Below are 26,481 nucleotides of genomic sequence, written 5' to 3'. Positions count from 1 at the left end.
AAAATAAGCATGAACTTTACAAACAACAATGGATCCAAGGAGCAAGCGTATTTTTCACAAACAAAAAAGTACAAATATGTTACAATGTTAGGAAGGTTATGATGAAAGGCAGGAGGAACGTTTATGAGCCTGGATACGGAGCAAAACTCTCAATTGGCAAACATTGATCAATTGTTGGAGGCCTTCTTCAGATATAAAAATAAGGTATTGGACCAGCAGCAGAAAACAGAAACAAACTGCAAACTGAATCCGACTAAGAGTCATATATTGGGCATGCTTTTAAGGGAACAGCGCTGTATGGCTGTCGATGTGGCGAGGCAGCTCAGCTTATCATCCGGCGCTACCACCATTGTATTGAATCAGCTGGAGAGTGAAGGGTTGATTCAGCGGGTACGCAGTGAAGAGGATCGAAGAATTGTGTGGTTATCCCTGACGGAAGATGGAGAGCAGCTGGCCAAATCCCTGACTGCAAACCGTGGACGTATGACATGGGAACTGTTACAAGCGCTTACGGAAGAAGAACAGCAGCAGATGATAGGCATGCTTAAGAAAATTGAACTGAAGCTGCTCGAAAAAATGAAGGTTTTGGAACAAACACATCGTTAAAATGGAATTGAAGCGTCAGTCTTCAAGGTTCGCCCCGGGTTGGGACGAATGTTGAAGGCTGACGTTTTTTCATGTTTTAAGCTGATTATTACAGATGGAATCGTTCAATGTGGTCTATTAGGCCAATTTCAATCAGAACTTCTTTTTGCTTCTGTCCAAGCAGGTCAAAATGGGGAAAAGGCTGACGTCGATGGATATAGCGCGGATCAAGACCATGTTCCAGACACCATTGTTCAAGGCGTTCCAGATTCGAGCAGCCTACTTTGGTTACGCTTGTAATGCCCGGAAAACGCGGGTCTATCCAAAAATGAGTAAGATAAGCAAGTTCGCCGCGTGATACACGGTCTTTCCATTCTGACAACTCCTGCCGATTAATTCCAAATGCCATAGATACCAAGTTCCTTTCCAAACGGGTATTGTCCTGAGCATATTGTAACATCTTATAAACAAATCCAAACTGAATTGTTACTCTGAGCTACCTATCTTCGCTATCGGGGGAATGGATATGACAACATTTTTATAACAAAAACGGATATATGTTAAAATAAGACTACTCCAATTGGATTTATTACTTCATTTAGGGAAAGGGATTACCATCATGGAATTGTTTATTGCGGTACTTGTATTGCTGGTACTCATCGGTTTATCGAACATCCTGAACCGGTTTGTACCTTTTATCCCGGTTCCGCTCATTCAGATTGTCCTCGGGGTAGCCATTGCGCTTCTTCCTGCAGGGGTACATCTGCCATTGAATCCGGAACTGTTTTTTGTACTTTTTATCGCGCCATTGTTATACAACGATGGGAAACGAACACCAAGGCATGAACTGTGGAATTTAAGGGCTCCCATTCTGCTGCTGGCACTCGGTTTGGTCTTTGTTACCGTAGTTGTGGCTGGTTATGCCATTCACTGGCTGATTCCAACTATCCCGCTGCCTGCTGCTTTTGCTCTTGCGGCCATCCTGTCCCCGACCGATGCGGTTGCCGTTGGCGCCATGGCAGGGCGTGTACATCTGCCCAAAAGCATACATAGACTCCTCGAAGGCGAAGCATTGATGAATGATGCATCCGGCCTGGTTGCATTTAAATTTGCCATAGCAGCAACGGTTACAGGCGTTTTCTCGTTAGCGGAGGCTTCATTCAGCTTTCTCATCATTGCCATTGGTGGTCTGCTGGTAGGTGCGCTATTATCCTTCCTGCTCATTCGGCTCGGTGTATGGATCCGGCGTTTGGGTATGGAGGACGTCACTGTGCATATGCTGCTGCAGATCCTTACGCCATTCGTTATTTATCTGGTGAGTGAAGAAATTGGGGTCTCAGGCATTTTGGCCGTTGTGGCGGGAGGTATTATCCATGCCATTGAACGTGACCGAACGGAATCGGTTCAGTTGAAGATGCAGGTGGTCTCTGCAAGCACATGGTCCGTTATTTTATTTATTTTGAATGGTTTGGTGTTTGTGATTCTGGGTGTCCAGATTCCGGATGTGCTGAATACAATCTTTAAGAATGTAACCTTTAACAATTTGCAAGTTCTGGGGTATGTAGGATTAATATCCGTGTTGTTGTTACTGCTTCGTTTTGTCTGGATCTATCTGTTCTGGCAGGGGAATGAGTGGTTCCGCAAGAAGTCCCCGATTGGAAAACCAAGGTTAAAAGAGATGACCATTATCTCTCTGTCGGGTGTGAGAGGCGCGGTAACCCTTGCGGGTGCATTCTCCATCCCGTATGTGCTTCAGGACGGTTCCCCTTTCCCGGAACGGGATTTGATCATATTTCTGGCAGCCGGAGTTATTCTGTTTACGTTAATCGCTGCAAGCGTGTTTCTGCCAGTACTCGCCAAGAATGATGAAAAGGCTGCTGCTGGCTCTCAGCAAACGACAGAACGAAAGGCACAGGACATCATGCTTAATGCGGCCATTCGGGCAGTCAAGTCCGAGATGACCGACGAGAACAAAGCTGCTGCACTTGCTGTAGTCTCTGATTTATCGAAATACATCAGGCAGGCTGCAGGACAGATGACAGCGGGCAAACGCAAGGACATCATGAAGCAGGAAACGGCCATTAACCTGATTGGCACGCGTGCGGAGCGCAAGGAAATTGAAAGTATGATGGATGAGAACGTCATTGCATCCGAAGCGGCGTTTAAATGTAACAGCTGGCTGGACCGTAAGGAAATGATGCTGGCTAACCGCACCAACACGCAGATGATGTTCTCCATTAGTGAGATCGGACGCGTGCTCGGTCATCTGTTTACGAATCGTTCGGAGAAGCCCGAGCAGCCGTTCATGTTAGAAAATGCAGATCAGTTTCGTCAGGTTAAGCTTCGTACTTCGGAAGCGGCTATCAAAGCCATACGGGCTCATATGAACGATGGCAATCGGCCTGTGGCTCTGTCCGTGATTGCCAAGTATGAGCGAGTGATCGCCAGACTCAGAAGCTGGAATCAGGGGAAGACCGAAGATCCGTTCAATCAGGAGAAGCTTGAGCTGCAAATGGTAGCCATTCAAGAGCAGCGGAACACGGTACAACAGTTGTATGAGAATGGAGAGATCAATCGAGACGTGGCTGCGAAGCTGCGCCGATTTATCAATGATGTTGAAGCGACCGTACTGAAAAATAGCTAATCCGATAAATCCGATATTTTAAATGTAAATATGACTCTGATATAATGGATTCACCGCAGGAAGAACTACTTATGATAACCATTTAGCCAACGCTCAGGAAAAGGAGATGGATGAATTATGGCACAGCAACAGACTCGCTTGGGGAAAACCGAATTGCTCGTTAACCCGATTGGACTCGGGGCAAATGCAGTAGGGGGACATAATATCTACCCGGATATGCTGAACGATGAGACGGGCAAGGAAGTGGTTCGTACAGCGCTGAAACAGGGGATTAACTTTGTGGATACGGCTTTCATCTATGGACCTGAACATTCAGAGCGTTTAATTGGAGAGGTGCTTAAGGAAACGGGGCAGCGTCAAGAAACCATTATCGCCACCAAGGCAGCCCACAAATTCGTGGATGGCAACGTGGTGATGGATAACTCTCCTGCTTTTCTGAAAGCCTCGGTGGATGAAGCCTTGAAACGTCTTCAGACAGATTACATTGACTTGTTCTATATCCATTTTCCGGACGAGCAGACACCAAAGGATGAAGCAGTAGGTGCATTAAAACAACTGAAAGACGATGGCAAAATCCGCGCGATCGGTGTATCCAACTTCTCCATCGAACAGCTGCGTGAAGCGAACCGGGATGGTTATGTGGATGTGCTGCAATCCGAATACAATTTGTTCAAACGAGAGGCTGAGAAAGATCTGCTTCCGTACACGGCTGAGCATGAAATTTCTTTTGTTCCGTACTTTCCGCTGGCAGCCGGACTGCTGGGTGGTAAATATAATCGGGATACGACATTCCAGGATGGCCGGGCCAAAAATCCGCTGTTCACGGGTGAAAACTTTATCCGCAATTTGGACAAAGTGGAACAGCTCCGCAGCATTGCCGAATCCAAAAATGCCGAAGTTGCACATCTCGTGCTGGCCTGGTATCTGACTCAGCCTTCGATTGATGTACTTATTCCAGGGGCGAAGAAACCAGAGCAGGTCATCAACAATCTGAAAACCTTGGATGTAACGTTGTCTGCCGAGGAGATCGCAGTGATTGACCAGATTTTCCGTTAAATAGTTCCGGCATTTCGGGAAATGCTAACAGGGAGTTTACGTTTGACGATAAAGAGAGGACTTAAACATGAACCTGAAGGCAGCCCGAACGATCGGATTGTTCACCCTGATTCTCATGCTAGGCACCAGTTCTGCCTATGAGAAGCCGGTACAGAAGAATCGTCAATATTACGAGGAACGAGGAGAGATTGTCTGGGAGGTCCCTACCCATGACAAGCTCATTGCGTTGACCTTTGATGATGGTCCTGACCCGGTACAGACCCCGCAGATTCTGGCCTTGCTTAAGCAGTACCAAGCTAAAGGCACTTTTTTCGTACTGGGTAAATGGGCGGAAAAGTATCCTGAGCTGGTCATGCAGGAACAGCATGAAGGACATGAAGTGGCCAATCATACTTATGCACACACTTATGCGGTTAAATCCACTGCTAAGGACAAGTTTACGCAGGATATGGTGGCTGCCGAGCAATCCATTATGGATGCTGGTGTCCCACGTCCGCTGCTGTTCCGACCACCCGGAGGATTTTACAATGACATGGTCATTGATGTTGCAAAACAAAAAGGTTATACCATTGTGTTATGGTCATGGCATCAGGACACCCGGGATTGGGCTTCTCCTGGGGTAGCGGCCATTACGAACAAGGTGCTGAAAAACGCACGCAATGGGGATATTGTTCTGTTTCATGACAAGGTGGATGGAAGGAATCAGACCGTTGCTGCGCTCAAAACAATTCTTCCCAAGCTTCAGCAAGAGGGATACCGTTTCGTCACTGTATCGGAACTGCTTGCGATGAAGGCAAAAGAAGCAGGCAAGGATGGCGTTTCCTTTAAATAGTGCTCCTAATACAATAGTAAAAGCCGCCGGTTTTCTCTTAGGAGAGACCGGCGGCATTTGTTATGTTTCCGAATAAGATTATTGTTCTGTCTTCACCGCACGAGGGCGGGCTCTTGCCCGCCGCAGAAACAGCGACAGGAGCAAACCAATAATGGAAATCCAGGTGGCAACAATAAAGGCATCGTTAATGCCTTCAATCGTCGAGGTCTGAACTGCGATACCGTATAGCTGCTGTAACGCCAGTGTAGAACCCTGTTCAGCCGGCACGCCTGTTACGGCAGCCATCTGCGAACCCAGGAGCCCGACTTGTTCAGTCAGGGGCACATTGGTTGTCGTGACCGTATTGCTGTAGTCAGCCAAATGAATGCCTGAACGTGTAGCCATAACGGTAATCAGCAGGGCTGTTCCAATCGAGCCAGCTACCTGCCTTATCGTGTTGGACATGGCTGTACCGTGACTGGTCAGATGAGGGGGTAACTGGTTTAGGCCTTCGGTCTGTACGGACATCATCAGCATGGACATGCCGAAGCTCCGAAGAGTATACAGCATCATAATGTGACCATAAGGCGTTTCCCCGGTCAATTTGCTGAATTCATAGGTAGAGAATGCCGTGATCAGCAAGCCTACAATGGCTAGTGGGCGGGAGCCGATCCGGTCGAATAGCGCTCCTGATATGGGTGACATAACCCCCATCAGCAGTGCACCTGGCAGCAGCAAGAGTCCCGATTGCAGAGGGGAAAATCCTCTTATATTTTGCAGATAGATGGGTAACAGAAGCATCCCCCCGAAAAGTGCCATGTTGATGGTAGCACTGACCAGTGTGGAGATGGTGAAAATATCGTATTTAAACACACGAAACTCCAGCAGGGGATGTTTCATTGCTGTTTCCCTGAGAACAAAGAACGTGATGAACAGAATACCGATGATCAAGGTCAACAGTACAATTGCACTGCTCCATCCCTTGTCGCCGGCAGAGCTGAATCCATACAGCAGAAATCCGAATCCGATCGTTGAAAAGAGCGCGCCATACGCATCGAATTTGGGAGAACTGAGCTTGGAAACATTTCGCAGCCAGAGAAAAGCAAACAGGATATCGAGCAAAGCCAGCGGGATAACCATGTAGAACAGAATGCGCCATGTGTAGTGCTCCACGATCCAGCCTGACAAGGTAGGACCAATAGCTGGAGCAAACATCATGGCGATCCCCATGGTTCCCATCGCTGTTCCCCGTTTTTCGGGAGGAAATACGGTTAAAAATACGTTCATGACCAGCGGCATGATAATGCCGGCACCACTGGCCTGTACAATACGTCCAATCAGCATGACCGTAAATCCCGGACTGATTGCGCAGATGGCAGAGCCAACGGTGAACAGCAGCATCGCTGTGGTGAACAGTTTACGTGTCCCGAATGACTCAATCAGATAGGCTGTTATGGGGATGAGCACCCCATTCACGAGCAAATAGGCAGTCGATAGCCATTGCACTGTTGTTGCCGAGACGTTGAAATCATTCATCAGATGGGGGATCGCCACATTAAGCAGAGTCTGATTCAGAATGGCGATAAAGGCGCCGAGCAGCAGGACGGCAATGGTTCTTCCGAGCGGCAATTGATTATCCATCGGCAGACCTTATATATGAACGCGCACAGTGGCGCTCATGCCTGGGACAACACCCAAACCTTTGTAACCCTCAATCGTAATGGTAATCGGGATAACCTGCGTAACTTTGGTGTAATTGGCATTGGTATTGGACGACGGCAGTAGGGAAAAAGAGGAAGCCGTAGCAAGCCCAATCTGATCTACTTTACCTGTTAGTGTGGTATCTGGAAATGCATCAATGTATACGTCAACGATTTGTCCGCTTTTGATTTTGTCGATGACGGTTTCTTCCACATTCGCGGTCACATACAAGTTATTAAAATCATAGGCTCTAGCCAGTGGATTACCGGCAGAAACCAATGAGTTCTCCACTGCGGTCGCCTGGACAACGGTGCCGGCAACAGGCATGGTAATTGGAGTTGATTTACCGCCTGCAGAGACGGTCCCGATCGTATCCCCTTGATTGTACGAGGTACCTACTTTGCCTTTCCACGTTTGGAGTTCGCCGCTAACGGTGGAAGCAATGGATATGGGCTGACCCGTGACTAACGCATTATCCGTCTTGACGTAGCTGGTGGATTGGTTGTAGTAGTATATGCCTGCGGCACCTGCCCCCAAAATCACCAGAATGACAATGATATTGATCAATATGGCACGAGAGTTCATGTGGATCATTCCTCCTAATATGTTCTTCTGCTGACAATCCTGTTTGGAGCATTCCCGGTACTCTGCTGCTCTATACGAAACAACATGAAATATAATTCGCAGATTGGGGAACCAATATATTGATAAGTTGCCACAGGCGATGACAAGGAGGATGCTCAGATGTTGATTATATTGGCCGTAATTGTTGTACTAGGGATTATTTTTCTCATGATCTTTAACTCAAGATCGACCCGCAGAGCTGCAGAAGCCAGGGCTGCCCAAACGGCTGAGACAGAACGAGAGCCTGTCCTTCTGCAGGGGGACGATCAGACAGAGGAAAAATTGCTGGATTCGTCAGACCCGGTGGATTATACGGAAACGGATGGACCAAGAGAGACGAAGACGGAAACGGAATTACGGGAAAACAAGATTGAAGTGAGCCACCAAGCCAAGAAGCAGGAAACTCAAACAAAAGGAATCGATAGTGAGTACCGTCAAGCTCTGCTTCATTTTCGCAAACCAACTGAACCCCAAGAGGAACCAGTCGAGTCCACCTCTAATGAAATAGAAAAGAGTGCGGATGAGGTCTACCGGTCCGCTCTGCGGGACATGAAGAGCAAATCCTCCCCTCCGGACTCAGATCCGAAATAAGGATCTGCACGTTTCCATGCAGCGGGCATGGCTTTTGTTTTAAATCCAAAAGATTTACAATAGATGAAGCTTTGCTCTAACATAGCTGAATGGATTGACGTTGCAAGAGGAAGGAGAGGAATGAATTATGAACGGACAACAACGAGTGAACATTAAACCTGGGCTGGAAGTGGATATCGTACTGAAGCAAGATCAGCCTACAGGTAAACTGACAAGGGGAATCGTCAAGGATTTGCTGACCAAATCACCCACGCATCCCCATGGCATCAAGGTTCGTCTGACAAGTGGGCAAGTTGGTCGTGTAAAACAGGTGATTACAGGAGCAGCAGAATGATTTCGGCTGCCTCAGAATTCATGAAGACAACTGCTGAGGTTTTGGCACATCTGGCATCCGGGAACGAACGGCAGCGGGATGCTTACCGGGTGCTTCTTCAAAGTGATTTGTTCTCCATTTTGGAGACATATACCCCTTATCCGGCAGGAACCGTACCCATTGATATAGACATTCCTGGCAGTGATCTTGATATATTGTGTGAAGCTCCTGATCTGAACGCGTTCGAGATGGTAGTGACTCAGCATTTTAGCGGAATGGGGCGTTTTTCGTGTGAACGCGGAACGGGGCTAGGTATGGATATACCTAGTGCCTACCTGACTTGTTCTTTTCAGATTGAGGGTTGGCCATTGGAGATTTACGCCCAATCGTTGCCGGTCAATAAACAAAATGCCTACCTTCATATGTTAGTCGAATGGGAGCTGCTGCAGCTCTGGGGTGCCGAAGGTCATGCCGAGATCCGCAGACTGAAATCGGTTGGATTGAAGACAGAGCCAGCCTTTGCCGCAGTGCTCGGATTACAGGGTGACCCTTATGTGGAGCTGCTGCATCTAGCCGATTGGAGCAGGCACAAGCTATGGCTCTGGGCAAGGCAGCGTACTTCTTTTCAAAATACGTAAAAAGATTACACGAATTATAGTAAGAAGATGGCGACGATCGTCGTGGCCGTTAAACCAAGCAGTACCGGCTTCAGGTTGCGACGCGCCAGTTCAAATGGACTGACTCCGCAGATAGCAGCAGCTGGAATCAAAGCCCAAGGGATTAAGGTGCCACCGCCAACCCAGATGGCAGCAACCTGACCGAGTGCTGTTAATACGGGGGCTGAATCTGCTGTGCCGGCAAACATCGAAGCGATGGACCCCACCAGGGATATCCCTGAAAACCCCGAACCATCCATTCCCGTAACGGCTCCAATCAAGGTCATTGTGATCGCACCTACCGTATCATTCAAGGGAACCAGCCCCACAAGAGCAACACCAAGATCATTGACTATACCATGTGATCCATCGGGTAGAGGGTTACTAAACAATTCGGTGATGGCTGCGTCCCCCAGATAAAAGAAAGCTGCGATAGGGATAACGGGACCGAATACTTTGAAGCCGAACTGAAAGCCTTCAATTAAATAATTTGTTGTCTCTTCAGGGCCTTCATGCCGATGTGCTGCGAGAGTGACCGTGATGAGGATAAGTACGGCGGTACCTCCGATTAAGGCTGTAGCGTCCCCGCCCTGAAGCTTAAGAACAAACATCAGAATCACATCCACTGTGAATAACAATGGAATAAGTATGGCGAATGCCTTTTGTAATCGGATCGGTATCGATTGACGTTGTTGTTCAGGTACGACCCCGGCACCCGGTAAGGTTTCGGAAGGAGAAGAAGCCTCAATTAGAGGTTCACCTGGGACAGGAGAATGCATCTGAGTGCTGACGCCACTTTTCATCTCATTTCGTAACATCCAAAAGGCCGTTAGTGTGGATACTGCGCCCATCACGAGGACCAGCGGTATGCTTGCCGTCATGACGGAAGTAACCGGAAGGCCAGCTGCATCTGCCGTAAGTTTGGGAGCTCCTTGAATGATATAGTCCCCCGAGAGGGCGATTCCATGTCCGAAAAGATTCATTGCGATGGCAGCACCAATGGGTGGAAGTCCTACACGAACGGCGACGGGAAGCAAAACTGCCCCGACCAGGGCTACCGCTGGCGAAGGCCAGAAAAACAGGGAGACCGTCATCATGATCAGCCCAATTCCCCAATAGGCCACCTGAGGAGAACGAATGAACCTGGTTAGTGGAGCAACCATGACTTCATTAATACCTGTGCGAATCAGTACCCGGCTCATGGCGACAATGATCGAGATGATAAAGATCGTGCTGAGCAGCTCTTTGGCAGCATATACAAAACTATTAAAGATTCCTGACACCGCACCGCTTAACGTCTCTGTTGCCAGTAATCCAATCGTCATAATCCCGGCAACACAGATAATCATCGTATCCCGGCGCCGTATCATGACAGCCACAATGAGCACGATAAAAGCCAGATATACATAATGTAACGGTACCAATTGAATATTCACACCGCATACCTCCTTCCACCTTAGTCCTAAGGCGTGATATATCGTATGCATGTCAGGACCGGGCGTTCATGGAGAAGAGGAGGGCAGGAAGGCTTTATTTTTTGTGTAAAACGTGTGAGTGTGACAACCAGCAGGAATTTTTTTGAAAATGGAGAATTGATTAGACGGTACATATCGAATGACGACGTGATCAGGTCACCAGAGCTGACAGAGAAAAGTCACTTCATCATATATACAACACGTAATAAGCATGATTACAATGAACATGCCGCCGTTAAGGAAGAAATATGGAAATTTAACAGCAGATCGGAATAGAAACAGAATAGTAAGTTGTTTATTTTTGATAACGTTTACAGTGTGAATGGTCATATAAAAACATTGAGAATAAGAGGGCGGGAATCCATGAACTTTATCCGTTCACTGCGCTTCAAATTCATGGTTGGCTTGACGCTGATCATGCTGCCGCTGTTTCTGCTGTTGTATTACAACAATATCTATGCAATTCGAGTCGTCAGGGACAAAGTATCCCTAACCAACATGAATCATCTGGCGAAGAGTGTGGAGCAGAATGAGCGAGTGCTGCAGGAGACTAATCGGTACTTATACAGTCTGGGCGAGCGGGACCCGGATATTATTTCGCTTTTTTTCCTGAAATACGGCAGCGGGGACTATATCATTGCGAAACAGCGAATCATGAACAAATTCATGACTGATATCGGATTCTACAATCTGATTGATTCCTTCTTTCTGTATGATGCGGTAAATGATGATCTGCTGCTGGCGACTTCGGGCAGTTATGACGTCAAAATGTCACTCGTCCGGGAGAGCATGCCTGCACAGATGACGCAATTGAATGATGAGACTCAGCGGCCAGAATGGAGCATTGTTCACGGTGGTGGATGGAATGCACTGGTCAAAACGGTCCGAATTAATCAGCAGTTCTACGCTGGTGCGCTTGTGGATATGAATGCACTGAACCATCCCGAACAATTCACTGAATCCGGTGAACGGGGAGGTGCCGTTATCGTGGATGACAATGGGGGAGCGCTGTCCGGTTCGGCCCTCAGCTCGGCGCAGATCAAGCTGGCTGCAGCACATCTCTCCGGCCTGGAGAATCCCTACCAGGTCATATCGGAGGTTACATCCAAGGGGGATGAACAGCAGTACCTGATGCTCGGCTTGCCTTCGGCAATGTCCGACATGAACTATATTGTCCTGTTGCCGGAAGAGGATATGCTGCGCAACCTGCCGTTCTTTCAACAGATTATCCGCCTGCTGCCTATTGGTGCAGCGGTCATTTTGATCACGGCCCTGATTTTCCTGCGTCAGTTGCTGTTTCGACCTATGAATACTTTAATCAAAGGGATGAGACGGGTCAGTCGTGGAGAGCTCGACGTGAGACTTGATCCGCCGACTTCATCGGAATTAGAGTTCGTCACTCACAGCTTCAATCAGATGACCAGCCAGATTCAGCATCTGAAAATCGATGTCTATGAAGAACAGCTGCGTACCAGAGAGGCCGAATTCAAGCAGCTTCAGATGCAGATCAACCCTCACTTTTATCTGAATTCCCTGAACATTATTCATAGCCTGGCTTCACTGCAAAAACATGAACTAGTCCAGCAGATGGCCGGACATCTGGCCGATTATTTCCGGTTTAGTCTCCGGGCAGGCAAACGCGTTATCCGGCTGGATGAAGAACTCGAGCACATTCATCACTATCTGGAGATTCAAAAGCTCAGATTCCCGAACAAATTGGATTTTTCTCTGGACGTGGATGAAGGTCTTGGTCATTTTGTACTGCCGCCTTTAACCCTCCAGCCTTTTGTGGAAAATGCCATTATTCATGGATTTAGGCGGCGTACGGAACCATTTGTCATACGCATCTCAGCCAACTTAACGAAAACGTTATCCAGTCCACATTCTGAGGTTGAAGATATACAGCACAACACTATATTAAGGGTTTCGGTAGAGGATAACGGTGTCGGCTTCGAACAAGACATGCTTGCGCGTCTCCAGCGGGGGAAGTATGCCGAAGACCCAAGTGGACAGCACATCGGGATTTGGAACGTTGCTCACCGTTTGCTAGTGAAATATGATGAATCAGCCAAATTGGAGTTCCAAAACCTGAATGCTGGCGGAGCGGCAGTGATCCTGTATCTGCCCGCCCAAACGGAAGAGGAAGAAGGGGGAGCTTGAACTGATGCGAAATCTATTAATCGTGGACGATGAGGTTTATGCTCTTCAGGCCATGGTAGAAGGGATTGATTGGCGTTTGGCCGGCATCGATCGGGTATTTAGTGCGGGTGATGCGGAAGAGGCACGAATGGTGCTTCAGAGCCAGTCTATCTCGATCATGATCTCTGATATTGAAATGCCGGGAGAGACGGGTCTGGATCTGCAGAGCTGGGTATTGAAGCATGCTCCGGGCATCCTGACGATCTTTCTGACAGGTCATGCCCTGTTTGACTACGCCCAAACAGCGCTCAAGTTAAACAGCTTCGATTATGTGCTAAAACCTGCCCAGGCTGATCAACTTCTTAAGGTGGTTACGCAGGCCGTAGATAAACTCAAGGCTGGAGAGCAGCGTTCGCGTACCAATGAAATATATGAGTCGGTATACAAGCGCTGGCAAACCCACAAACCACTGCTGACGGAGCGGTTCTGGAAAGATGCCATTTCCCAGCGCGTCACTCTAACCAGGCCACGACTGAAAGAGCTGGCCGAAGTCTATGGTGCGGAGATCGACCCGCACGCCCGCATTCTGCCGATTGTCATTTCGGTAGAGGAGTGGGTCAGGGAATTCGATCTGCGTGATGAGGAGGTACTGGAATATGCTCTTCGGAATGCAGCGAGGGAGATGATCCTTGGGGATCGGCCAGGAGAAGTATTTCAGGACCATAGCGGTCTGAATATTGTACTTGCGTATGAAAAGGATGGGGTCGTACCTGCTGCTAGCCAGGTGGCACAGAATTGTCAGCTTTATATTCGGGAATGTGGGACTTATTTCTACTGCCGCTTGTCCTGTTACGTAGGTGCACCCGTGGCTATAACCGAATTGCAGGGTTTGCTGAATGAACTGATGGATATGGAGCGACGCAATATCAGGGAGCTTGAGGGAGTATTCGTATATGATGAGCAGGGAAAGAAACCGGAGGACCGATTTCTGCCAATTCCCTGGTTTTCGGAGTTGTCAATTTTGTTTGAAACCGGCAAAGTGGATGATCTTCGTGAACGCGTTGAAGAAATATTTGAGCTGCTGGCTGCCCAGGAACAGTTATCTCCTGAGATTCTGCGCCTGTTCTATCATGCCATGCTGCATGTGGTCTATCCCCTGCTTCATCAGAAAAATGTATCCGTACGCAGTCTGTATCCTGGTGAACGTGAGCCTGAAGAAAGTATGGTTACACGCTCCTTGCCGCAATTAAAACTTTGGTCCCTAGATCTGATTGACCGTGTCATTCCGATCCTGTATCCGGATGATCACAGTCCGATGACGATTGTGGACCAACTATGCATTTATATCGAGAATCATATTGGTGAAGATCTGATGCGTGAGGAACTGGCATCGTTTGCCGGCTTCAATCCAGCATATCTGTCCCGGCTGTTTCGGAAGGAGAAGGGAATGTCTCTCTCTGAATTTATCCTGCAGCGGCGGGTAGACAAAGCCAAAACCTTGTTGTCTGAATCCACCGTAAAGGTCACCGATATTGCCGGCAAAGTAGGTTACTATAACTACTCCCATTTCACGAAAATGTTCAAAAAGTGCACGGGCATTACGCCGCAGGAGTTCCGTAAACAGTCCAGAACGGTCTAGCGTTGACGCAGCATGCTGCGTCTTTTATTTTGTTTTTATTTTATTTGGTATCATGCCAATGTCATCATTTGATAAGTGAAAAGGTCACCACAGCCGATATTGGGCCAGAGTTCCCCGCGGTTATACTTGAACCACAGGATACACAGCGGTGCTTCATCCTGAGGAAGGAAATCAAGAGGAGTGAGGGAGAAGAGGTTATGAAGACACAACCCCAGGCGGGCAAGGGTGTACGGGTAGCGGATATACCGGATAGATCAGTCCGCAAGCGAAAGTCTGTTTTGTACAATCTTGGTAAGTTCAAAGTCTTGTATCTCATGTTTTTGCCAGGGATTCTGTTTCTGCTGGTGAACAACTATATGCCGATGTTCGGCGTCCTGATTGCATTCAAAAATGTGAATTACGCCGACGGAATTTGGGGCAGTCCCTGGAGCGGTTGGGATAACTTCAAGTACCTGTTTTCCACGAGTGATGCTTGGGAGATCACACGCAACACACTTGCGTATAACACGGTATTTATTGCGCTGAATCTGTTTGTGGGGGTAGGGCTTGCGATCCTGCTGAATGAAGTAAAGAACAAAGCGATGTCCAAGCTATATCAATCCTTGATGCTCCTGCCTTACTTCTTGTCCATGATCGTGGTTAGCTATCTGGTTCTGGCGTTTCTCGGCAAGGATTCGGGTTTTATGAACTCGACGATCCTGCAGCTCTTTGGCGGGCAGCCCATTGACTGGTACTCGGAGCCGAAGTATTGGCCGTACATTTTGCCAATTGTGAACACCTGGAAAAACATCGGATACTATGCCGTCATTTATCTCGCAGCTGTCGTAGGTATTGATGAGGAGTACTACGAAGCCGCCGTGCTGGACGGAGCAAGCAAGTGGCATCAGATCCGGTTTATCACGGTTCCGTTTCTCGTTCCGCTCATTGTCATCATGACCTTGCTCCAGATCGGCCGAATCTTCTATGCGGACTTTAGTCTGTTCTATCAGGTTCCATTGGAATCGGGGGCATTGTTCCCTGTAACGAACGTTTTGGATACCTATGTCTATCGCACATTCCTCATTGGCGGCGACATTGGGATGTCTTCTGCGGCTGGACTGTATCAAGCTGTTGTCGGATTTGTACTTGTGCTTGTATCCAATACGATCGTCCGAAGAATGGATAAAGATAATGCATTATTTTAGAAAGGAGGCAAGTCTGCTGTGAAATCTCGTGACCCACTTGCTGTATCGCGGCGTTCCGCGTCCATTATACACGCAATGTTTATTTTCTATGCCATAGCCTGCATCGTTCCGATTTTGCTTGTCTTCGCCATTTCCTTCTCGGACGAGACAACCGTCATTGCGAACGGATACAAGCTGATCCCCGAGAAGTTTAGCCTCACCGCCTATGAGTTTCTGTTCAAGGATATGGATCAGATTATCCATTCCTACGGCATTTCCATCATCGTGACGGTGGTAGGTACCATTACCAGCGTGGCGTTGACTGCACTGTATGCCTACCCGCTTTCCAGAAGGGATTTGCCCTACCGCGGATGGTTTGCCTTCTTTATTTTCTTCACAATGCTGTTCAACGGGGGGCTCGTTCCCTGGTATCTCGTATACGTCAATGTCCTGGATCTGAAAAATTCCATTCTGGCCTTGATATTGCCGTTATTGTTATCACCGTTCTTCGTTCTGGTGATGCGGACATTTTTCGCCAATTCCATTCCGGTATCCATTCTTGAATCGGCTCGGATTGATGGCGCAGGTGAGCTCCGAACGTTTACACGGATCGTTCTACCGCTCTCCTTACCGGTTATGGCCACCGTGGCATTGTTCAGCACACTGAACTACTGGAATGATTGGTACCTCAGTATGATTTTTATCTCTGATAACCGGACGATCAGTCTTCAGTACCTCATGTACCGAACACTGCTCGATATTCAATATTTAACATCCAACTCCAATGTTTCTTCACAGATTTCATCACAGGGCGGATTGTTGAATCTTCCTAACAAAACGCTGCAAATGGCGATGGCTGTCGTGGGCATCGGTCCGATTGTGCTGGCCTATCCGTTCTTCCAAAGGTACTTCATTAAAGGTCTGACGGTGGGTGCTGTGAAGGGTTAACTCCGTCCCGGTCAGCGGGGTAGTGGATGATCCCAAGATAGAATGAAAGGGCATATATACAATGCAGTGAAGGATCTGAGTTAGATCCGGGTTACATGCGAATTGGGGAAATCGTGTGCGCAAAAGTTCAACATTATTGGGAGGGGTTCAGTTGATCAAATCAATGAAGGTATGGACGCGACTTACGGCAGCCGTGATGGCATTCAGCCTGGTGATTGCCGGATGTTCATCAGACCAAGGCGGAACAACGCAAGGGGCACAAAACGGAGGTTCAGGGGAAAATGCAGCCAAACCATATGAGGTAACGCTGTACTACCCGGGGACACCACAGAAAGACGTGGCACTGGTGGAAGCTGAGATTAATAAAAAAATGGAGCCCAAGATCGGAGCTACGCTCAAGATTAACGCAATCGACTGGGGACAGTGGGATAACAAGCTCAACCTGATGATCTCTTCCGGAGAAAAATCGGATATTATTTTCACGGCGGCATGGCAGAACTATACCGTCAACGTGGCCAAAGGTGCATTCTTGCCCCTGAATGACCTGCTTGATCAATATGGGCAGGATATCAAAAAAAATCTGGACCCTGCTTTCCTGGAAGGTTCCCAGGTTGATGGTGTAAACTACGGCGTTCCGACAAACAAGGAATTGGCAGCAACACGTGGTGTTCTGGTGCGCCAGGATCTCGCAGATAAATACAAACTTGACCTGACCACGGTAAAAACGTGGACCGATCTGGAGCCTCTGCTGAAAACAATCAAGGAAAACGAACCAGCCGTTACTCCATTCTATATGTCGAACACCAATGGTAACGGACTGCTGGAGAATCTGGATTGGGATTACCTCGGTGATGCATCCGTACCTGGAGTCATCTCCAAGACAGCTGGCACAACAACCGTGCTGAACGAAGTGGAGACACCTGAATTCAAGGAGGCTGCTGCACTGGCACGCAAATGGTATCAAGCGGGATACATCAATAGCGATGCGGCAACTTCCAACGTCTTCCCGAAAGATCAGGCGAAGGCAGGCAAGGCGTTTATGTGGACGGACGGCATGAAACCGGGGAAGGACAAGGAAGAAGAAGGGTACGTCGGATACCCGCTGACTCAGATTGAAATGACAGAGCCGACCATCACAACCGGTGATGCTTCCGGTGCCATGCTGGCAATCTCACGTTCTTCCGAGCAGCCGGAAAAAGCGATGCAGGTCATCAACTTGCTCCACTCGGATAAGGAAATCAATAATCTGTTGAATTTCGGAATCGAAGGCAAGCATTATGTGAAAAAGGATGGTCAGGACAATATTATCACGCTGCCTGAAGGCGTGGATGCGAACAGCCGCACGTATAATCCTGGTGCCCAATGGCAGCTTGGTAACCAGTTCCTGAACTTCCTCTGGGATAATGAAGATCCTCAGAAGTGGGAGAAGTTCAAGGAGTTTAATGCCAAGGGAGTCAAGTCTCCTGCACTTGGTTTTACCTTCAACAGCCAGTCCGTCAAAAACGAAATAGCAGCGGTTAATAACGTAAACAAACAGTTCAAACCAGGCATGACATCCGGAGCAGTGGATCCAAACGAAATGATTCCCAAGTATCTGGAGAAGCTGAAGGCCGCAGGTATCGATAAAATCATTGCAGCCAAACAGGAACAGCTCGACGCATTCCTGGCCAAGTAACGATACTTCTTTTATGTCAAGGTGTTTTCGGCAATAGTCGAAGATGCCTTGATTTATTTTTTTGATATGGATTGTACACCATAATTAGGAAAATTATGATATAATCAGGTGGCTAAATAGGGGGTGTTCCTGTGTCGAGGACGAAATTAGCGTTCTCTGCGATTTTGCTGCTTTTTGCAATCATTTTTACGTTTAATCACCACCTCGGTTACTCGGTAGGAGATCGGATGTTATCCAAAATAGGATTATCCCCCTATACCACGGCGTACATGAGCGGTGTACATATTACGTTATTTATAGGACTAGGTATATTAGGATGCAGTTTTTATCTAACCCGCAAAGAAATAAAGTCTTCGTATCCTCGGCTCGCAAGGCAGCTCTGGCTGATCGTTGTGGTCATTATTTTAAGTTATTCCTACATAACAGATAAGGTGATGTATGTCGCCAAATGGGGTTCCACAGGCATCCATAGTTTATCTTATCTTCAGAATGGTAGCTCCTGCATGTACGAAGTGGCTCTGAATGGAAATACAAGAGTAAGCTGTGATCTCACACTTAAAAATTATAGCAGGCAGCCCGTCGCAGCTGTACTTTTACCCGACTTGGCGAGAAGTTACAGACAGAAGGATGATCCTTTATACGAAGCTCTGAAGTCCGTTGAACTCCAGCCGGTCCATCTCGAGATCATGCCTCATGGCACGTTCACCGGCAAAATTGCATTTTCAGGTTCTGCACAGTCACCGCTTCAAGTAAGGGGAAAACTTAGGGATATTGTGCTGGATGTAGAGGTAGAAGGTCAGAACATTGTATTTGATTATGCCATACCATAAGTTTCAGCAAGGAACACATACATATAGAATCAGATTCCAAGAAGCATGCAATAGCGATGTTATCCGCGAAGAGCTGGCCAATAGGCTGGCTTTTTTGTGTTGTGGAAGTTGCAATTAGTGCAGAAATATTGGTTTTATGACCTTTATCCTCAATATGGTAACGCTTACGCTATAAATGAGCCGGTTTGATTGAGTCTGGTGAATGGGCAAAGGCAGAGAACTGCGTGGATAAAAAAAGTGATTGTTTTTACCGTTTACATCATTACAATTAATGTCACGACAATTTTAGACAAGGTGAGATGAATAATGTCATACCGGACCAATCTGTTTTCCAAAATGGTGATCTTGATCCTGATTATGCTGATCCCCGTTGTATTGCTCTATTGGTATTCGAATCACAAAACGACGGCTGTACTCAGGGATGAATTGAATCGTTCGAATAGCAACCAGCTTGAGTTTTTTCAAAATCAGGTGAATACGCACATTGAGCTGTTATCGTCCTGGCCTAATCTTCTTATCCATGATCCGGATATTGCGAGCTTCCGCCGGATTTATACCGATAGTCGGTATTTTGACCTTGATGCAATCAATCTGGTCAAGCGGATCCAGAACAAGCTGAGTATTCAGGAAAGTTCGTCGAACTGGACAACGAAATTATATTTATATTCCCCTTCCATGGGCAGGGTTGTCTCCGAACGGGATGCCCGTTTTTATGACAAGCAGGCACTTAGGGAAAGTATGGTTTCGGGCTGGGATGTCCGCAAGATTGTGGACGGGAAAGATGAGAAATTCATGTTCAGCTGGATTACTGCTTCTCCGTATGGGATTAAGGACCCCGCTGTGAATGCAGAGACCATTATCAAGTTGGAATTCGACAGTGATAACATTCGGGATATGTTGGACAAGTTCAAGGACGATGGAAGACATGATCCCTTCTATTATCGAGAGGAATCCGGTGTCATCTATAACCGAACCTCGGATCGTGAGCTGACCAATCGGCTGATGGACCAGCTGGCGATTCATACACTTCAGGATGTGGACAATCGAACGGTGGTCATTGACAACGAACCTTACATGGTGAATACGGTCAAATCCAGCACGACAGGCTGGTATCTGGTGGATTATATGCCGTTATCCGATATATTGAAACCCATTCATCAATCGAATGTGCTTTTTTATTCCTCAATGATATGTTTGCTCGGCATGAGTTTCCTGGCCGCCTATCTGTTGTACGTTCAGGTACAGGTACCTGTGAAGCAGCTTATTCGCGGATTCCAGCGATTGAAGCAGGAAGATTATTCGGTACGAATTAAGCCCAAGGGCCGGAATGAATTCAGCTTTTTGTCCGAGCGATTCAACTCCATGGTGGAACAGATTCAGCAGCTGTTTGAGCATGTGTATCTGGAACAGATTCACGTACGTGAAGCCAGGTTGAAGCAATTGCAATCCCAGATTAACCCGCACTTTTTCTATAACTGTTTCTCTTTTATCACAAGTATGGCGAAATTGAAACGTGTGGATGCCGTAGTAGCCATGTCACACAATTTATCCAGATACTATCGCTATACAACCAGACAGGAACGTGATGTTGTGCCGCTGAACGAGGAAATCGAATTCGTGAACTGTTACCTCGAAATCCAGCAGATGCGCATGAATCGGATTCGTTATCGCATTGATCTGCCAGACAGCATGATGAGGCAGGAGGTTCCACCCCTTATCGTGCAGCCTTTGGTTGAAAATGCGGTCATTCACGGCATTGAAGCTGATGCAGATGCTGGAGAGATCAGGGTATCCGGAGAAAAGCAGAATGGTGTCATGATTCTAAAGGTCGAAGATGACGGACAGGGCATGGCCAGCGAGGAGCGGGATAAGCTGCTGGACAAGCTCAGGGGCACGATGGATCAGGATATGGGTTGTGGTCTGTGGAATGTGAATCAACGATTGCAGCTGCGGTATGGAGAACAGGCAGGCATTCACATAACCGAATCTCCACTGGGGGGTCTCTGTGTCGCCTTGTCATGGCCAGCAGAAGATGAAATAGATGAGGAAGAAGTAAGTGCCGATGCAGAGTGATTAACAACCATTGATTGCTTTTTGAGAGTGAAAATATATTGCACATGTAGCAGACAGGGAGTGACGAACGTTGATTGATATACTGCTGGTGGATGACGAAACGTATGTAACGGAGAGTCTGGAAATGACCATTCCGTGGGGAGAACTCGGAGTAACGACGGTGCTTCGTGCAGCGTCCGGTAAGGAAGCGCTCGAGGTCATGGAGGAAAATGCGGTAGATATCGTCGTTACCGATATTCGTATGCCCGGTATGAGCGGATTGGACCTGATTGAAGAGGTGAGCAGCAGATGGTCTCATATCCGCTGTATTCTGCTGACCGGGCATAGTGATTTTGATTATGCCAAAAAGGCAATTCAACTGCAGGCATCCGATTATATTCTGAAACCCGTGAATGATGAGGAATTTATGGCTTCGGTCTCTGCTGCGATCACGTCTCTTCGCGGGGAGTGGGATGAGTTTGATAAATATCATAGGCTCCTGTACAGCCGGAAATCGGATTATAAAATTTTGCGTGAAAATCTGATGCATGATCTGCTGCTTGGTCGTGAAATTACAACGCGTGCGCTTCGCGAACAGCTGCAGCAATATGAGATTGGACTTGAGCCCGAAGAACCGGTGGTCATGCTCCTTATTCGTCTTACAGGTCGATTCTCTTCCATGGATCAGCAATCGCTGGACCTGATGGACTTCGCGGTAGGCAACATAGCAGAGGAAGTTCTCGGAGACCAATTCAGAGTCTGGTTTGGACGAGGGCCGCATGAATGTCTGGTCATGTTTCTACAGCATCAGGTTCGGGTGGAGGAAGCATCCATGAGCCAGGAGACATTGACCGGACCCGTGAATACTTTCCGGGAGCATGTCATTCGTTACCTGCAGGGCGATCTGTCCATGGTGGTTACACCGCCATTCCCGTTTAAAGAAATGACCGCGGCCTACCGCCGAAGTCTGGGATCACTTGTCCTTTCTGGACCGGAAGAGAACAAGATCATTTTCATGGATAATGATAGGTCCCAACGGATGGAAAACGATGCAGCCCAAGCGCTGGAAGAACTCTATAAACCTCCTGTTTTGCCCCAGTTGCTCGAAACGAAGCAGTGGGAAGCTGCAGCGAGCAAGCTTAATGCTGTATTTGACGCGGCAGAGCGGGTGTGTTTGTCCAGAGAGCACGTGTATGAAATGTATTTGTCTGTGACCAATGCGTTCATGTATATCGCACACAAGCAGGGTCATCTGGTGCACGAGATCGATCACGCAGGCTTTGACCTGCTGCTGGCACATCAGTTGATCCAATCTCCCGAACGGCTGCGACGCTGGGCTACGGAAATGCTTGCGAAGCTGCAGGAAGAGCTATCTGATCAGGCGGGAACCCAGAGCCGCAGACATGTCATCAAGCAGGTTCAGGAGATGGTTACCCGAGATACGGGTCAGGATCTGTCCGTGAAGATGATTGCCGACAAGGTATACCTGCATCCCGTGTATCTGTCGAAGATTTACAAAGCCGAAACCGGCGAAGGACTTGGGGACTACATGATTCGCATGCGAATGGAACGCGCGCTGTATCTGCTGAAGAACAGCAACAAGAAGATTTACGAGATTACGAGTGAACTTGGATATCAAAATCCGCAATATTTCAGCAAAATGTTCAAAAAGCACTACGGCATGACGCCGAATGAATTCCGTGACCAGGCATAATTTCATCCTCCATTCCAATATATAGGTTGTCAAAGGTGCAGAAATCTTGTTTTCGTGACATAGGCTGAAAGGCCTGGCAGGCCTATAATGAAAGGGTAACCAAAACGATTGATTGAGGGGGAACAACAATGAGAGCGAAATCTACAAAAAAGAGATGGCTGCCGCTCCTGGCTACGACAACGTGTTTGGCTGTCATTCTTGCTGCATGCGGTGGAGGCAGTGGCGGTGAGAGTGCGAGCTCCAGCTCGTCTGCCATTGAAAACGAATACAAAGAAAAATATGATCCGGAAGTGACCATTACGACAGCATGGGGGATTGACCCGGAACTGAAGTTCAAAAATGGAGAATCGATGGAAAACAACGTGGCAACCAAGTGGGCCAAAGAGAAGTTTGGTATTAATATCAAATCCCTGTGGTCCGTTACGGACACAAATGGTGCGTTTGCAACGAAGCTTCGTCTGGCGATGTCTTCCGGTCAAGAGATGCCTGACGTGGTAACGGTAGGGGATAACCTGCTGGCTCAGGATTTGATTGATTCCGGCATGTATCAGGAAGTCGGTCCACTTTTCGATAAATACGCATCCGATACTTGGAAGAAAGCAATGGAGCAGGACCCGAACGTATGGAACCAGTACAGCCGTGATGGCAAAAGAATGGGTATACCGGTGCTCGACTATGCCTACAACAATGACTACCTGCTCTGGATTCGTCAGGACTGGCTGGACAAGCTGAACATGAAAGCGCCAAAAACGATTGACGAACTGGAAACCGTAATGGAGGCGTTCAAAAACAAAAACCCGGATGGTTTGGCCCCCGACAAGGTCACTCCACTGAGCATCGGTTTCAAAACATCCATGAACACTTGGATGGGTGATCCCTCCTGGATCTTCGGTGCATACGGTACATTGCCGTTCCAATGGAATCTGGGTGCAGATGGCAAGCTGGAGTATGGCTCCATCAACCCTGGCATGAAACAAGGTTTGGCCAAATTGAGTGAGTGGCTCAAAAAGGGATATATTCCACAGGAAGCAGCTTTGTGGGATGAGAACAAAACGGCAGAGCCTGCTGTGGCAGGAACGGCCGGTATTATTCCAGGCCCTTACTGGATGAGCGGATGGCCGCTGCTGGATACAGTGAAAAATGTGCCAAGTGCCGTTTGGAAGCCAATCGAAATCCCAGTAGGACCTGAAGGTAAAGCCATGCGTCATGGTACACAATTTGTAAATGGTGTCATCCTGATTAAGAAAGACATGGAGCATCCTGAAGCCTTCTTTACTTATGAAAACTACCTGTTCGACAACTATGCAGATCCTGCACCAGGAAGCCCGTATGATAATGGTCTGTTTGAAAAGTATGACTATCAATTGGATGCCAATGGCAAACAAATGCCGATAGATGATATCGAGGGCGGTTATGTCAACGTTGTCCGTTACCTGCTTGTGCGTGATGGTGCCCGTATTCCAGATGCACAGATGAAAGCACTCTTGAACCTGGCAGACGGCAAAGAGCCTGAAACGAAGCTGGAGAAGGATGTTGCCGTCAACTACGGTAAGGAAACGCCAGCTGCAGCGAAAGTACTGCTTGGTCAGGAAGAGATCTCGTTCAAGAACATGTTCACAGGTCCGACGACGACAACGATGAAGTCCAAGCTCGACTATCTGAACAAAATCGAGAATCAGGCATTTAATGAAATCATTTATGGCAAAAATCCTGTAGATGCGTTTGATACCTTCGTTCAAACGTGGAAATCAGGCGGTGGCGATCAGATCACACAAGAGGTCAATGAATGGTATGACAGTGTGAAAAAATAATGATTTTTGGCGCACAGACAGTATAAGTCTGTGCGCTTTTTTGTCGTTGTGACTATCCATTTTGCTTGATAGGGGTGCTGGTCCAAGAGGGAGGAATGGCTGTAAATGCAGCTGGTCCAAAGTGGTTGCTTTTGTGCCATTTATATTGCTTTTATGTGCTGTTTGACCTATGCAAACGGTTGATATAATCGCAGTATAAGCCACTCAGGAAGCCTTGAGTAGGAAGAATTACAGGGGGAGCAATCATGAGAACTTTGAAACGAACTTGGCCATTTCACGTAATGCTGCTGCCAGCCATCATCTTTCTGATCATATTCAGTTATATTCCTATGGGCGGCATTGTCATGGCATTTCAGAACTATAAGCCTTGGCTTGGCATAAGCGGCTCGGAATGGGTCGGGCTGGATAACTTTCGATTCTTGTTTGAACGTCAAGACAGCCTGCAGGTGATATGGAATACATTGATCATTGCTGTACTTAAACTGATATTTAATTTATTTGTACCCTTTGTTTTTGCCATTTTGCTGAATGAGATTCGTAAGATGGCTATACAACGAACCATACAGACACTGGTGTATCTGCCTCACTTTTTGTCCTGGGTTATCCTGGGTGGGATTTTGATCGATCTGCTGTCAACAGGAGGCTTGGTAAACCGGGTTTTGGGAAGCTTCGGACTCGGTCCATACTTTTTCCTTGGTGATAACAGCTGGTTCCGTACGACGGTCATTCTGACGGATGTGTGGAAGGAATTTGGCTATAACATGATCGTGTTTCTGGCTGCTCTTGCCGGGATTAATCCCGCGCTCTACGAAGCAGCAGAAATTGATGGAGCTGGAAGATGGAAACAAACGCTGCATATCACGGTGCCTTCACTCGTGCCGATGCTGATGGTCGTTGGAACACTGGCACTCGGAAATGTACTTAATGCCGGATTTGACCAAATTTTCAACCTGTATAATCCGCTCGTCTATCAAACAGGTGACATCATTGATACATTCGTATATCGTTCAGCCATGCAAAATGGCGAGATGGGCTTCGCTACGGCAATCGGATTGTTCAAGTCGGTAATCAGCATGATACTAATCCTTGTATCCTACAGCTTAGCCAAAAAATACGCCGGATATCGCATATTCTAATCGAATGAACAAAAGAAAGAAGGGACCACGATGTATCACAAATCAATGCCTTATCGCGTGTTCAATATAATCAATACCTGCTTTCTGATTCTGGTTGCCATCATGTGTATTGTACCGATGATTCATGTTCTGGCGGTGTCCTTCAGCTCGAAGGCAGCCGCCGATGCCAATCTGGTCAATCTCTGGCCAGTCGGCTTCTCGCTTGAGGCCTACAAAAAAACGATGAATAACCCCATCTTCCTAAACTCACTTTGGATCTCCCTGCTTCGTACCGTCATTGGTACAGCGATTACCCTGCTGATTACCTTTTTGGCAGCATATCCGTTATCCAAAGAAAATAGTGAATTTAAAGGAAGAACGATATATTCATGGATTTTCGTTTTTAGTATGATCTTTAATGGGGGACTGGTGCCGTTCTATATGGTTATCCAGAAGATCGGCTTGATGGATTCCTTCTGGGTACTGGTACTCCCGGGAGCAGTAAACACCTTCCTGGTCATTCTCATGTTGAACTTCTTCCGCGGTATTCCAAAAGAGCTGGAAGAAGCAGCACTGATGGATGGAGCCAACCATTTCAGAACTCTGTTCACGATCTTCCTGCCCATTTCAATGCCGTCCATTGCTACCATTGCCTTGTTTAGCATGGTGTTTCACTGGAATTCCTGGTTTGACGGTCTGTTATACATGAATAACGCCAAGGATTATCCACTGGCTACTTTTATGCAAACGGTCATTATCGGACGGGATATGAGCAGTATGAGCATGAATCCCAAAGAAATGGAGGCTCTCTCGCAAACCACGGTAAGAGCTGCACAGATCTTTATCGGAAGCGCCCCAATTTTGATTGTGTATCCGTTCCTGCAGCGTTTCTTTGTTAAAGGCATGACACTGGGTTCAGTTAAAGGCTGAGCCTGGTTG

At 47.5% G+C, this 26,481-nt stretch carries 22 protein-coding genes; 18 read left to right on the top strand and 4 right to left on the bottom strand.

The genetic code is table 11. The features are described 5' to 3' along the window. The first annotated feature begins 123 nt into the window (after positions 1-123). A complete protein-coding gene (locus tag CHH60_RS08300) occupies positions 124-606 on the top strand; it encodes a MarR family winged helix-turn-helix transcriptional regulator (protein ID WP_095358788.1) in 483 nt (160 codons plus the stop codon). A gap of 88 nt (positions 607-694) precedes the next feature. Here CHH60_RS08300 and CHH60_RS08295 read toward each other — a convergent pair whose 3' ends face one another. After that, positions 695-994 (bottom strand): hypothetical protein, encoded by a 300-nt coding sequence (locus CHH60_RS08295; protein ID WP_095358826.1) that lies wholly within the window; start codon positions 992-994, stop codon positions 695-697. Between the two features lie 210 nt (positions 995-1,204). On the opposite strand from CHH60_RS08295, the gene CHH60_RS08290 reads away from it, so the two are divergent. The 3 genes from CHH60_RS08290 (at position 1,205) to CHH60_RS08280 (ending at position 5,117) form a co-directional block, all read left to right on the top strand. After that, positions 1,205-3,229 carry a Na+/H+ antiporter gene (locus CHH60_RS08290; protein WP_095358787.1) on the top strand — a complete coding sequence of 675 codons (2,025 nt, stop codon included), beginning with the start codon at positions 1,205-1,207 and terminating at the stop codon, positions 3,227-3,229. Positions 3,230-3,346: 117 nt separating this feature from the next. Further along, complete coding sequence (locus tag CHH60_RS08285) at positions 3,347-4,285, top strand: aldo/keto reductase (RefSeq protein ID WP_095358786.1); 939 nt, start codon at positions 3,347-3,349, stop codon at positions 4,283-4,285. A 67-nt stretch (positions 4,286-4,352) separates the two neighbouring features. Continuing rightward, the gene (locus CHH60_RS08280) at positions 4,353-5,117 is read left to right on the top strand and encodes a polysaccharide deacetylase family protein (RefSeq protein WP_095358785.1); all 765 of its coding nucleotides are present in this window, start codon (positions 4,353-4,355) and stop codon (positions 5,115-5,117) included. A 78-nt stretch (positions 5,118-5,195) separates the two neighbouring features. On the opposite strand, the gene CHH60_RS08275 is transcribed toward CHH60_RS08280, so the two are convergent. Beyond that, a complete protein-coding gene (locus CHH60_RS08275) occupies positions 5,196-6,737 on the bottom strand; it encodes a DHA2 family efflux MFS transporter permease subunit (protein ID WP_095358784.1) in 1,542 nt (513 codons plus the stop codon). 9 nt (positions 6,738-6,746) lie between these two features. Beyond that, positions 6,747-7,382 (bottom strand): efflux RND transporter periplasmic adaptor subunit, encoded by a 636-nt coding sequence (locus CHH60_RS08270; protein WP_095287931.1) that lies wholly within the window; start codon positions 7,380-7,382, stop codon positions 6,747-6,749. A gap of 159 nt (positions 7,383-7,541) precedes the next feature. Between CHH60_RS08270 and CHH60_RS08265 the strand changes: the two genes are divergently transcribed. The 3 genes from CHH60_RS08265 (at position 7,542) to CHH60_RS08255 (ending at position 8,963) form a co-directional block, all read left to right on the top strand. Then, on the top strand, positions 7,542-8,012 hold the full coding sequence (locus CHH60_RS08265) for a hypothetical protein (RefSeq protein WP_095358783.1): 471 nt from the start codon (positions 7,542-7,544) through the stop codon (positions 8,010-8,012). Between the two features lie 127 nt (positions 8,013-8,139). After that, positions 8,140-8,346, top strand: coding sequence for a YwbE family protein (locus CHH60_RS08260; protein ID WP_095287993.1), 207 nt, complete (start codon positions 8,140-8,142; stop codon positions 8,344-8,346). Between the two features lie 20 nt (positions 8,347-8,366). Next, complete coding sequence (locus tag CHH60_RS08255; protein ID WP_176476011.1) at positions 8,367-8,963, top strand: DUF4269 domain-containing protein; 597 nt, start codon at positions 8,367-8,369, stop codon at positions 8,961-8,963. Between the two features lie 14 nt (positions 8,964-8,977). Here the strand turns inward: CHH60_RS08255 and CHH60_RS08250 are convergent, their stop codons facing one another. Beyond that, the gene (locus CHH60_RS08250; RefSeq protein WP_095358781.1) at positions 8,978-10,417 is read right to left on the bottom strand and encodes a hypothetical protein; all 1,440 of its coding nucleotides are present in this window, start codon (positions 10,415-10,417) and stop codon (positions 8,978-8,980) included. Between the two features lie 402 nt (positions 10,418-10,819). Between CHH60_RS08250 and CHH60_RS08240 the strand changes: the two genes are divergently transcribed. The 11 genes from CHH60_RS08240 (at position 10,820) to CHH60_RS08190 (ending at position 26,472) form a co-directional block, all read left to right on the top strand. Next, positions 10,820-12,616 (top strand): sensor histidine kinase, encoded by a 1,797-nt coding sequence (locus CHH60_RS08240; RefSeq protein ID WP_095358779.1) that lies wholly within the window; start codon positions 10,820-10,822, stop codon positions 12,614-12,616. 4 nt (positions 12,617-12,620) lie between these two features. Next, positions 12,621-14,234, top strand: a complete 1,614-nt coding sequence (locus CHH60_RS08235; RefSeq protein ID WP_095358778.1) for a response regulator transcription factor — start codon at positions 12,621-12,623, stop codon at positions 14,232-14,234. Positions 14,235-14,431: 197 nt separating this feature from the next. Beyond that, positions 14,432-15,418 (top strand): ABC transporter permease, encoded by a 987-nt coding sequence (locus tag CHH60_RS08230; RefSeq protein ID WP_176476010.1) that lies wholly within the window; start codon positions 14,432-14,434, stop codon positions 15,416-15,418. Between the two features lie 18 nt (positions 15,419-15,436). Then, entirely contained in the window at positions 15,437-16,345 is a 909-nt protein-coding gene (locus CHH60_RS08225; RefSeq protein WP_095358777.1) for a carbohydrate ABC transporter permease, read from the top strand. Between the two features lie 151 nt (positions 16,346-16,496). After that, the gene (locus CHH60_RS08220; RefSeq protein ID WP_095358776.1) at positions 16,497-18,020 is read left to right on the top strand and encodes an ABC transporter substrate-binding protein; all 1,524 of its coding nucleotides are present in this window, start codon (positions 16,497-16,499) and stop codon (positions 18,018-18,020) included. Positions 18,021-18,151: 131 nt separating this feature from the next. Then, positions 18,152-18,850, top strand: coding sequence for a hypothetical protein (locus CHH60_RS08215; RefSeq protein ID WP_095358775.1), 699 nt, complete (start codon positions 18,152-18,154; stop codon positions 18,848-18,850). A 306-nt stretch (positions 18,851-19,156) separates the two neighbouring features. Next, positions 19,157-20,923, top strand: coding sequence for a sensor histidine kinase (locus tag CHH60_RS08210; RefSeq protein ID WP_095358774.1), 1,767 nt, complete (start codon positions 19,157-19,159; stop codon positions 20,921-20,923). Positions 20,924-20,993: 70 nt separating this feature from the next. Beyond that, complete coding sequence (locus CHH60_RS08205) at positions 20,994-22,616, top strand: response regulator (RefSeq protein ID WP_095358773.1); 1,623 nt, start codon at positions 20,994-20,996, stop codon at positions 22,614-22,616. A 128-nt stretch (positions 22,617-22,744) separates the two neighbouring features. Continuing rightward, a complete protein-coding gene (locus CHH60_RS08200; protein WP_095358772.1) occupies positions 22,745-24,427 on the top strand; it encodes an extracellular solute-binding protein in 1,683 nt (560 codons plus the stop codon). 245 nt (positions 24,428-24,672) lie between these two features. Then, positions 24,673-25,563 carry an ABC transporter permease gene (locus CHH60_RS08195; protein ID WP_095358771.1) on the top strand — a complete coding sequence of 297 codons (891 nt, stop codon included), beginning with the start codon at positions 24,673-24,675 and terminating at the stop codon, positions 25,561-25,563. A gap of 30 nt (positions 25,564-25,593) precedes the next feature. Then, on the top strand, positions 25,594-26,472 hold the full coding sequence (locus CHH60_RS08190; RefSeq protein ID WP_095287918.1) for a carbohydrate ABC transporter permease: 879 nt from the start codon (positions 25,594-25,596) through the stop codon (positions 26,470-26,472). Positions 26,473-26,481: the final 9 nt, after the last annotated feature.

The sequence above is a fragment of the Paenibacillus sp. 7523-1 genome, assembly GCF_002276415.1.
Taxonomy (GTDB): domain Bacteria; phylum Bacillota; class Bacilli; order Paenibacillales; family Paenibacillaceae; genus Paenibacillus; species Paenibacillus illinoisensis_A.
The sequence above is the reverse complement of the archived record's forward strand: the minus strand, read 5'-3'. Positions and strand labels throughout refer to the sequence as shown.

Bases quoted from the DNA above. Each gene is read 5' to 3' on its own strand.
- CHH60_RS08265 (WP_095358783.1), top strand. From the start codon at position 7,542: ATGTTGATTATATTGGCCGTAATTGTTGTACTAGGGATTATTTTTCTC.
- CHH60_RS08270 (WP_095287931.1), bottom strand. From the start codon at position 7,382: ATGAACTCTCGTGCCATATTGATCAATATCATTGTCATTCTGGTGATT.
- CHH60_RS08300 (WP_095358788.1), top strand. From the start codon at position 124: ATGAGCCTGGATACGGAGCAAAACTCTCAATTGGCAAACATTGATCAA.
- CHH60_RS08255 (WP_176476011.1), top strand. From the start codon at position 8,367: ATGAAGACAACTGCTGAGGTTTTGGCACATCTGGCATCCGGGAACGAA.
- CHH60_RS08285 (WP_095358786.1), top strand. From the start codon at position 3,347: ATGGCACAGCAACAGACTCGCTTGGGGAAAACCGAATTGCTCGTTAAC.
- CHH60_RS08200 (WP_095358772.1), top strand. From the start codon at position 22,745: ATGAGAGCGAAATCTACAAAAAAGAGATGGCTGCCGCTCCTGGCTACG.
- CHH60_RS08260 (WP_095287993.1), top strand. From the start codon at position 8,140: ATGAACGGACAACAACGAGTGAACATTAAACCTGGGCTGGAAGTGGAT.
- CHH60_RS08275 (WP_095358784.1), bottom strand. From the start codon at position 6,737: ATGGATAATCAATTGCCGCTCGGAAGAACCATTGCCGTCCTGCTGCTC.
- CHH60_RS08235 (WP_095358778.1), top strand. From the start codon at position 12,621: ATGCGAAATCTATTAATCGTGGACGATGAGGTTTATGCTCTTCAGGCC.
- CHH60_RS08210 (WP_095358774.1), top strand. From the start codon at position 19,157: ATGTCATACCGGACCAATCTGTTTTCCAAAATGGTGATCTTGATCCTG.
- CHH60_RS08190 (WP_095287918.1), top strand. From the start codon at position 25,594: ATGTATCACAAATCAATGCCTTATCGCGTGTTCAATATAATCAATACC.
- CHH60_RS08295 (WP_095358826.1), bottom strand. From the start codon at position 994: ATGGCATTTGGAATTAATCGGCAGGAGTTGTCAGAATGGAAAGACCGT.
- CHH60_RS08280 (WP_095358785.1), top strand. From the start codon at position 4,353: ATGAACCTGAAGGCAGCCCGAACGATCGGATTGTTCACCCTGATTCTC.
- CHH60_RS08230 (WP_176476010.1), top strand. From the start codon at position 14,432: ATGAAGACACAACCCCAGGCGGGCAAGGGTGTACGGGTAGCGGATATA.
- CHH60_RS08240 (WP_095358779.1), top strand. From the start codon at position 10,820: ATGAACTTTATCCGTTCACTGCGCTTCAAATTCATGGTTGGCTTGACG.
- CHH60_RS08195 (WP_095358771.1), top strand. From the start codon at position 24,673: ATGAGAACTTTGAAACGAACTTGGCCATTTCACGTAATGCTGCTGCCA.
- CHH60_RS08290 (WP_095358787.1), top strand. From the start codon at position 1,205: ATGGAATTGTTTATTGCGGTACTTGTATTGCTGGTACTCATCGGTTTA.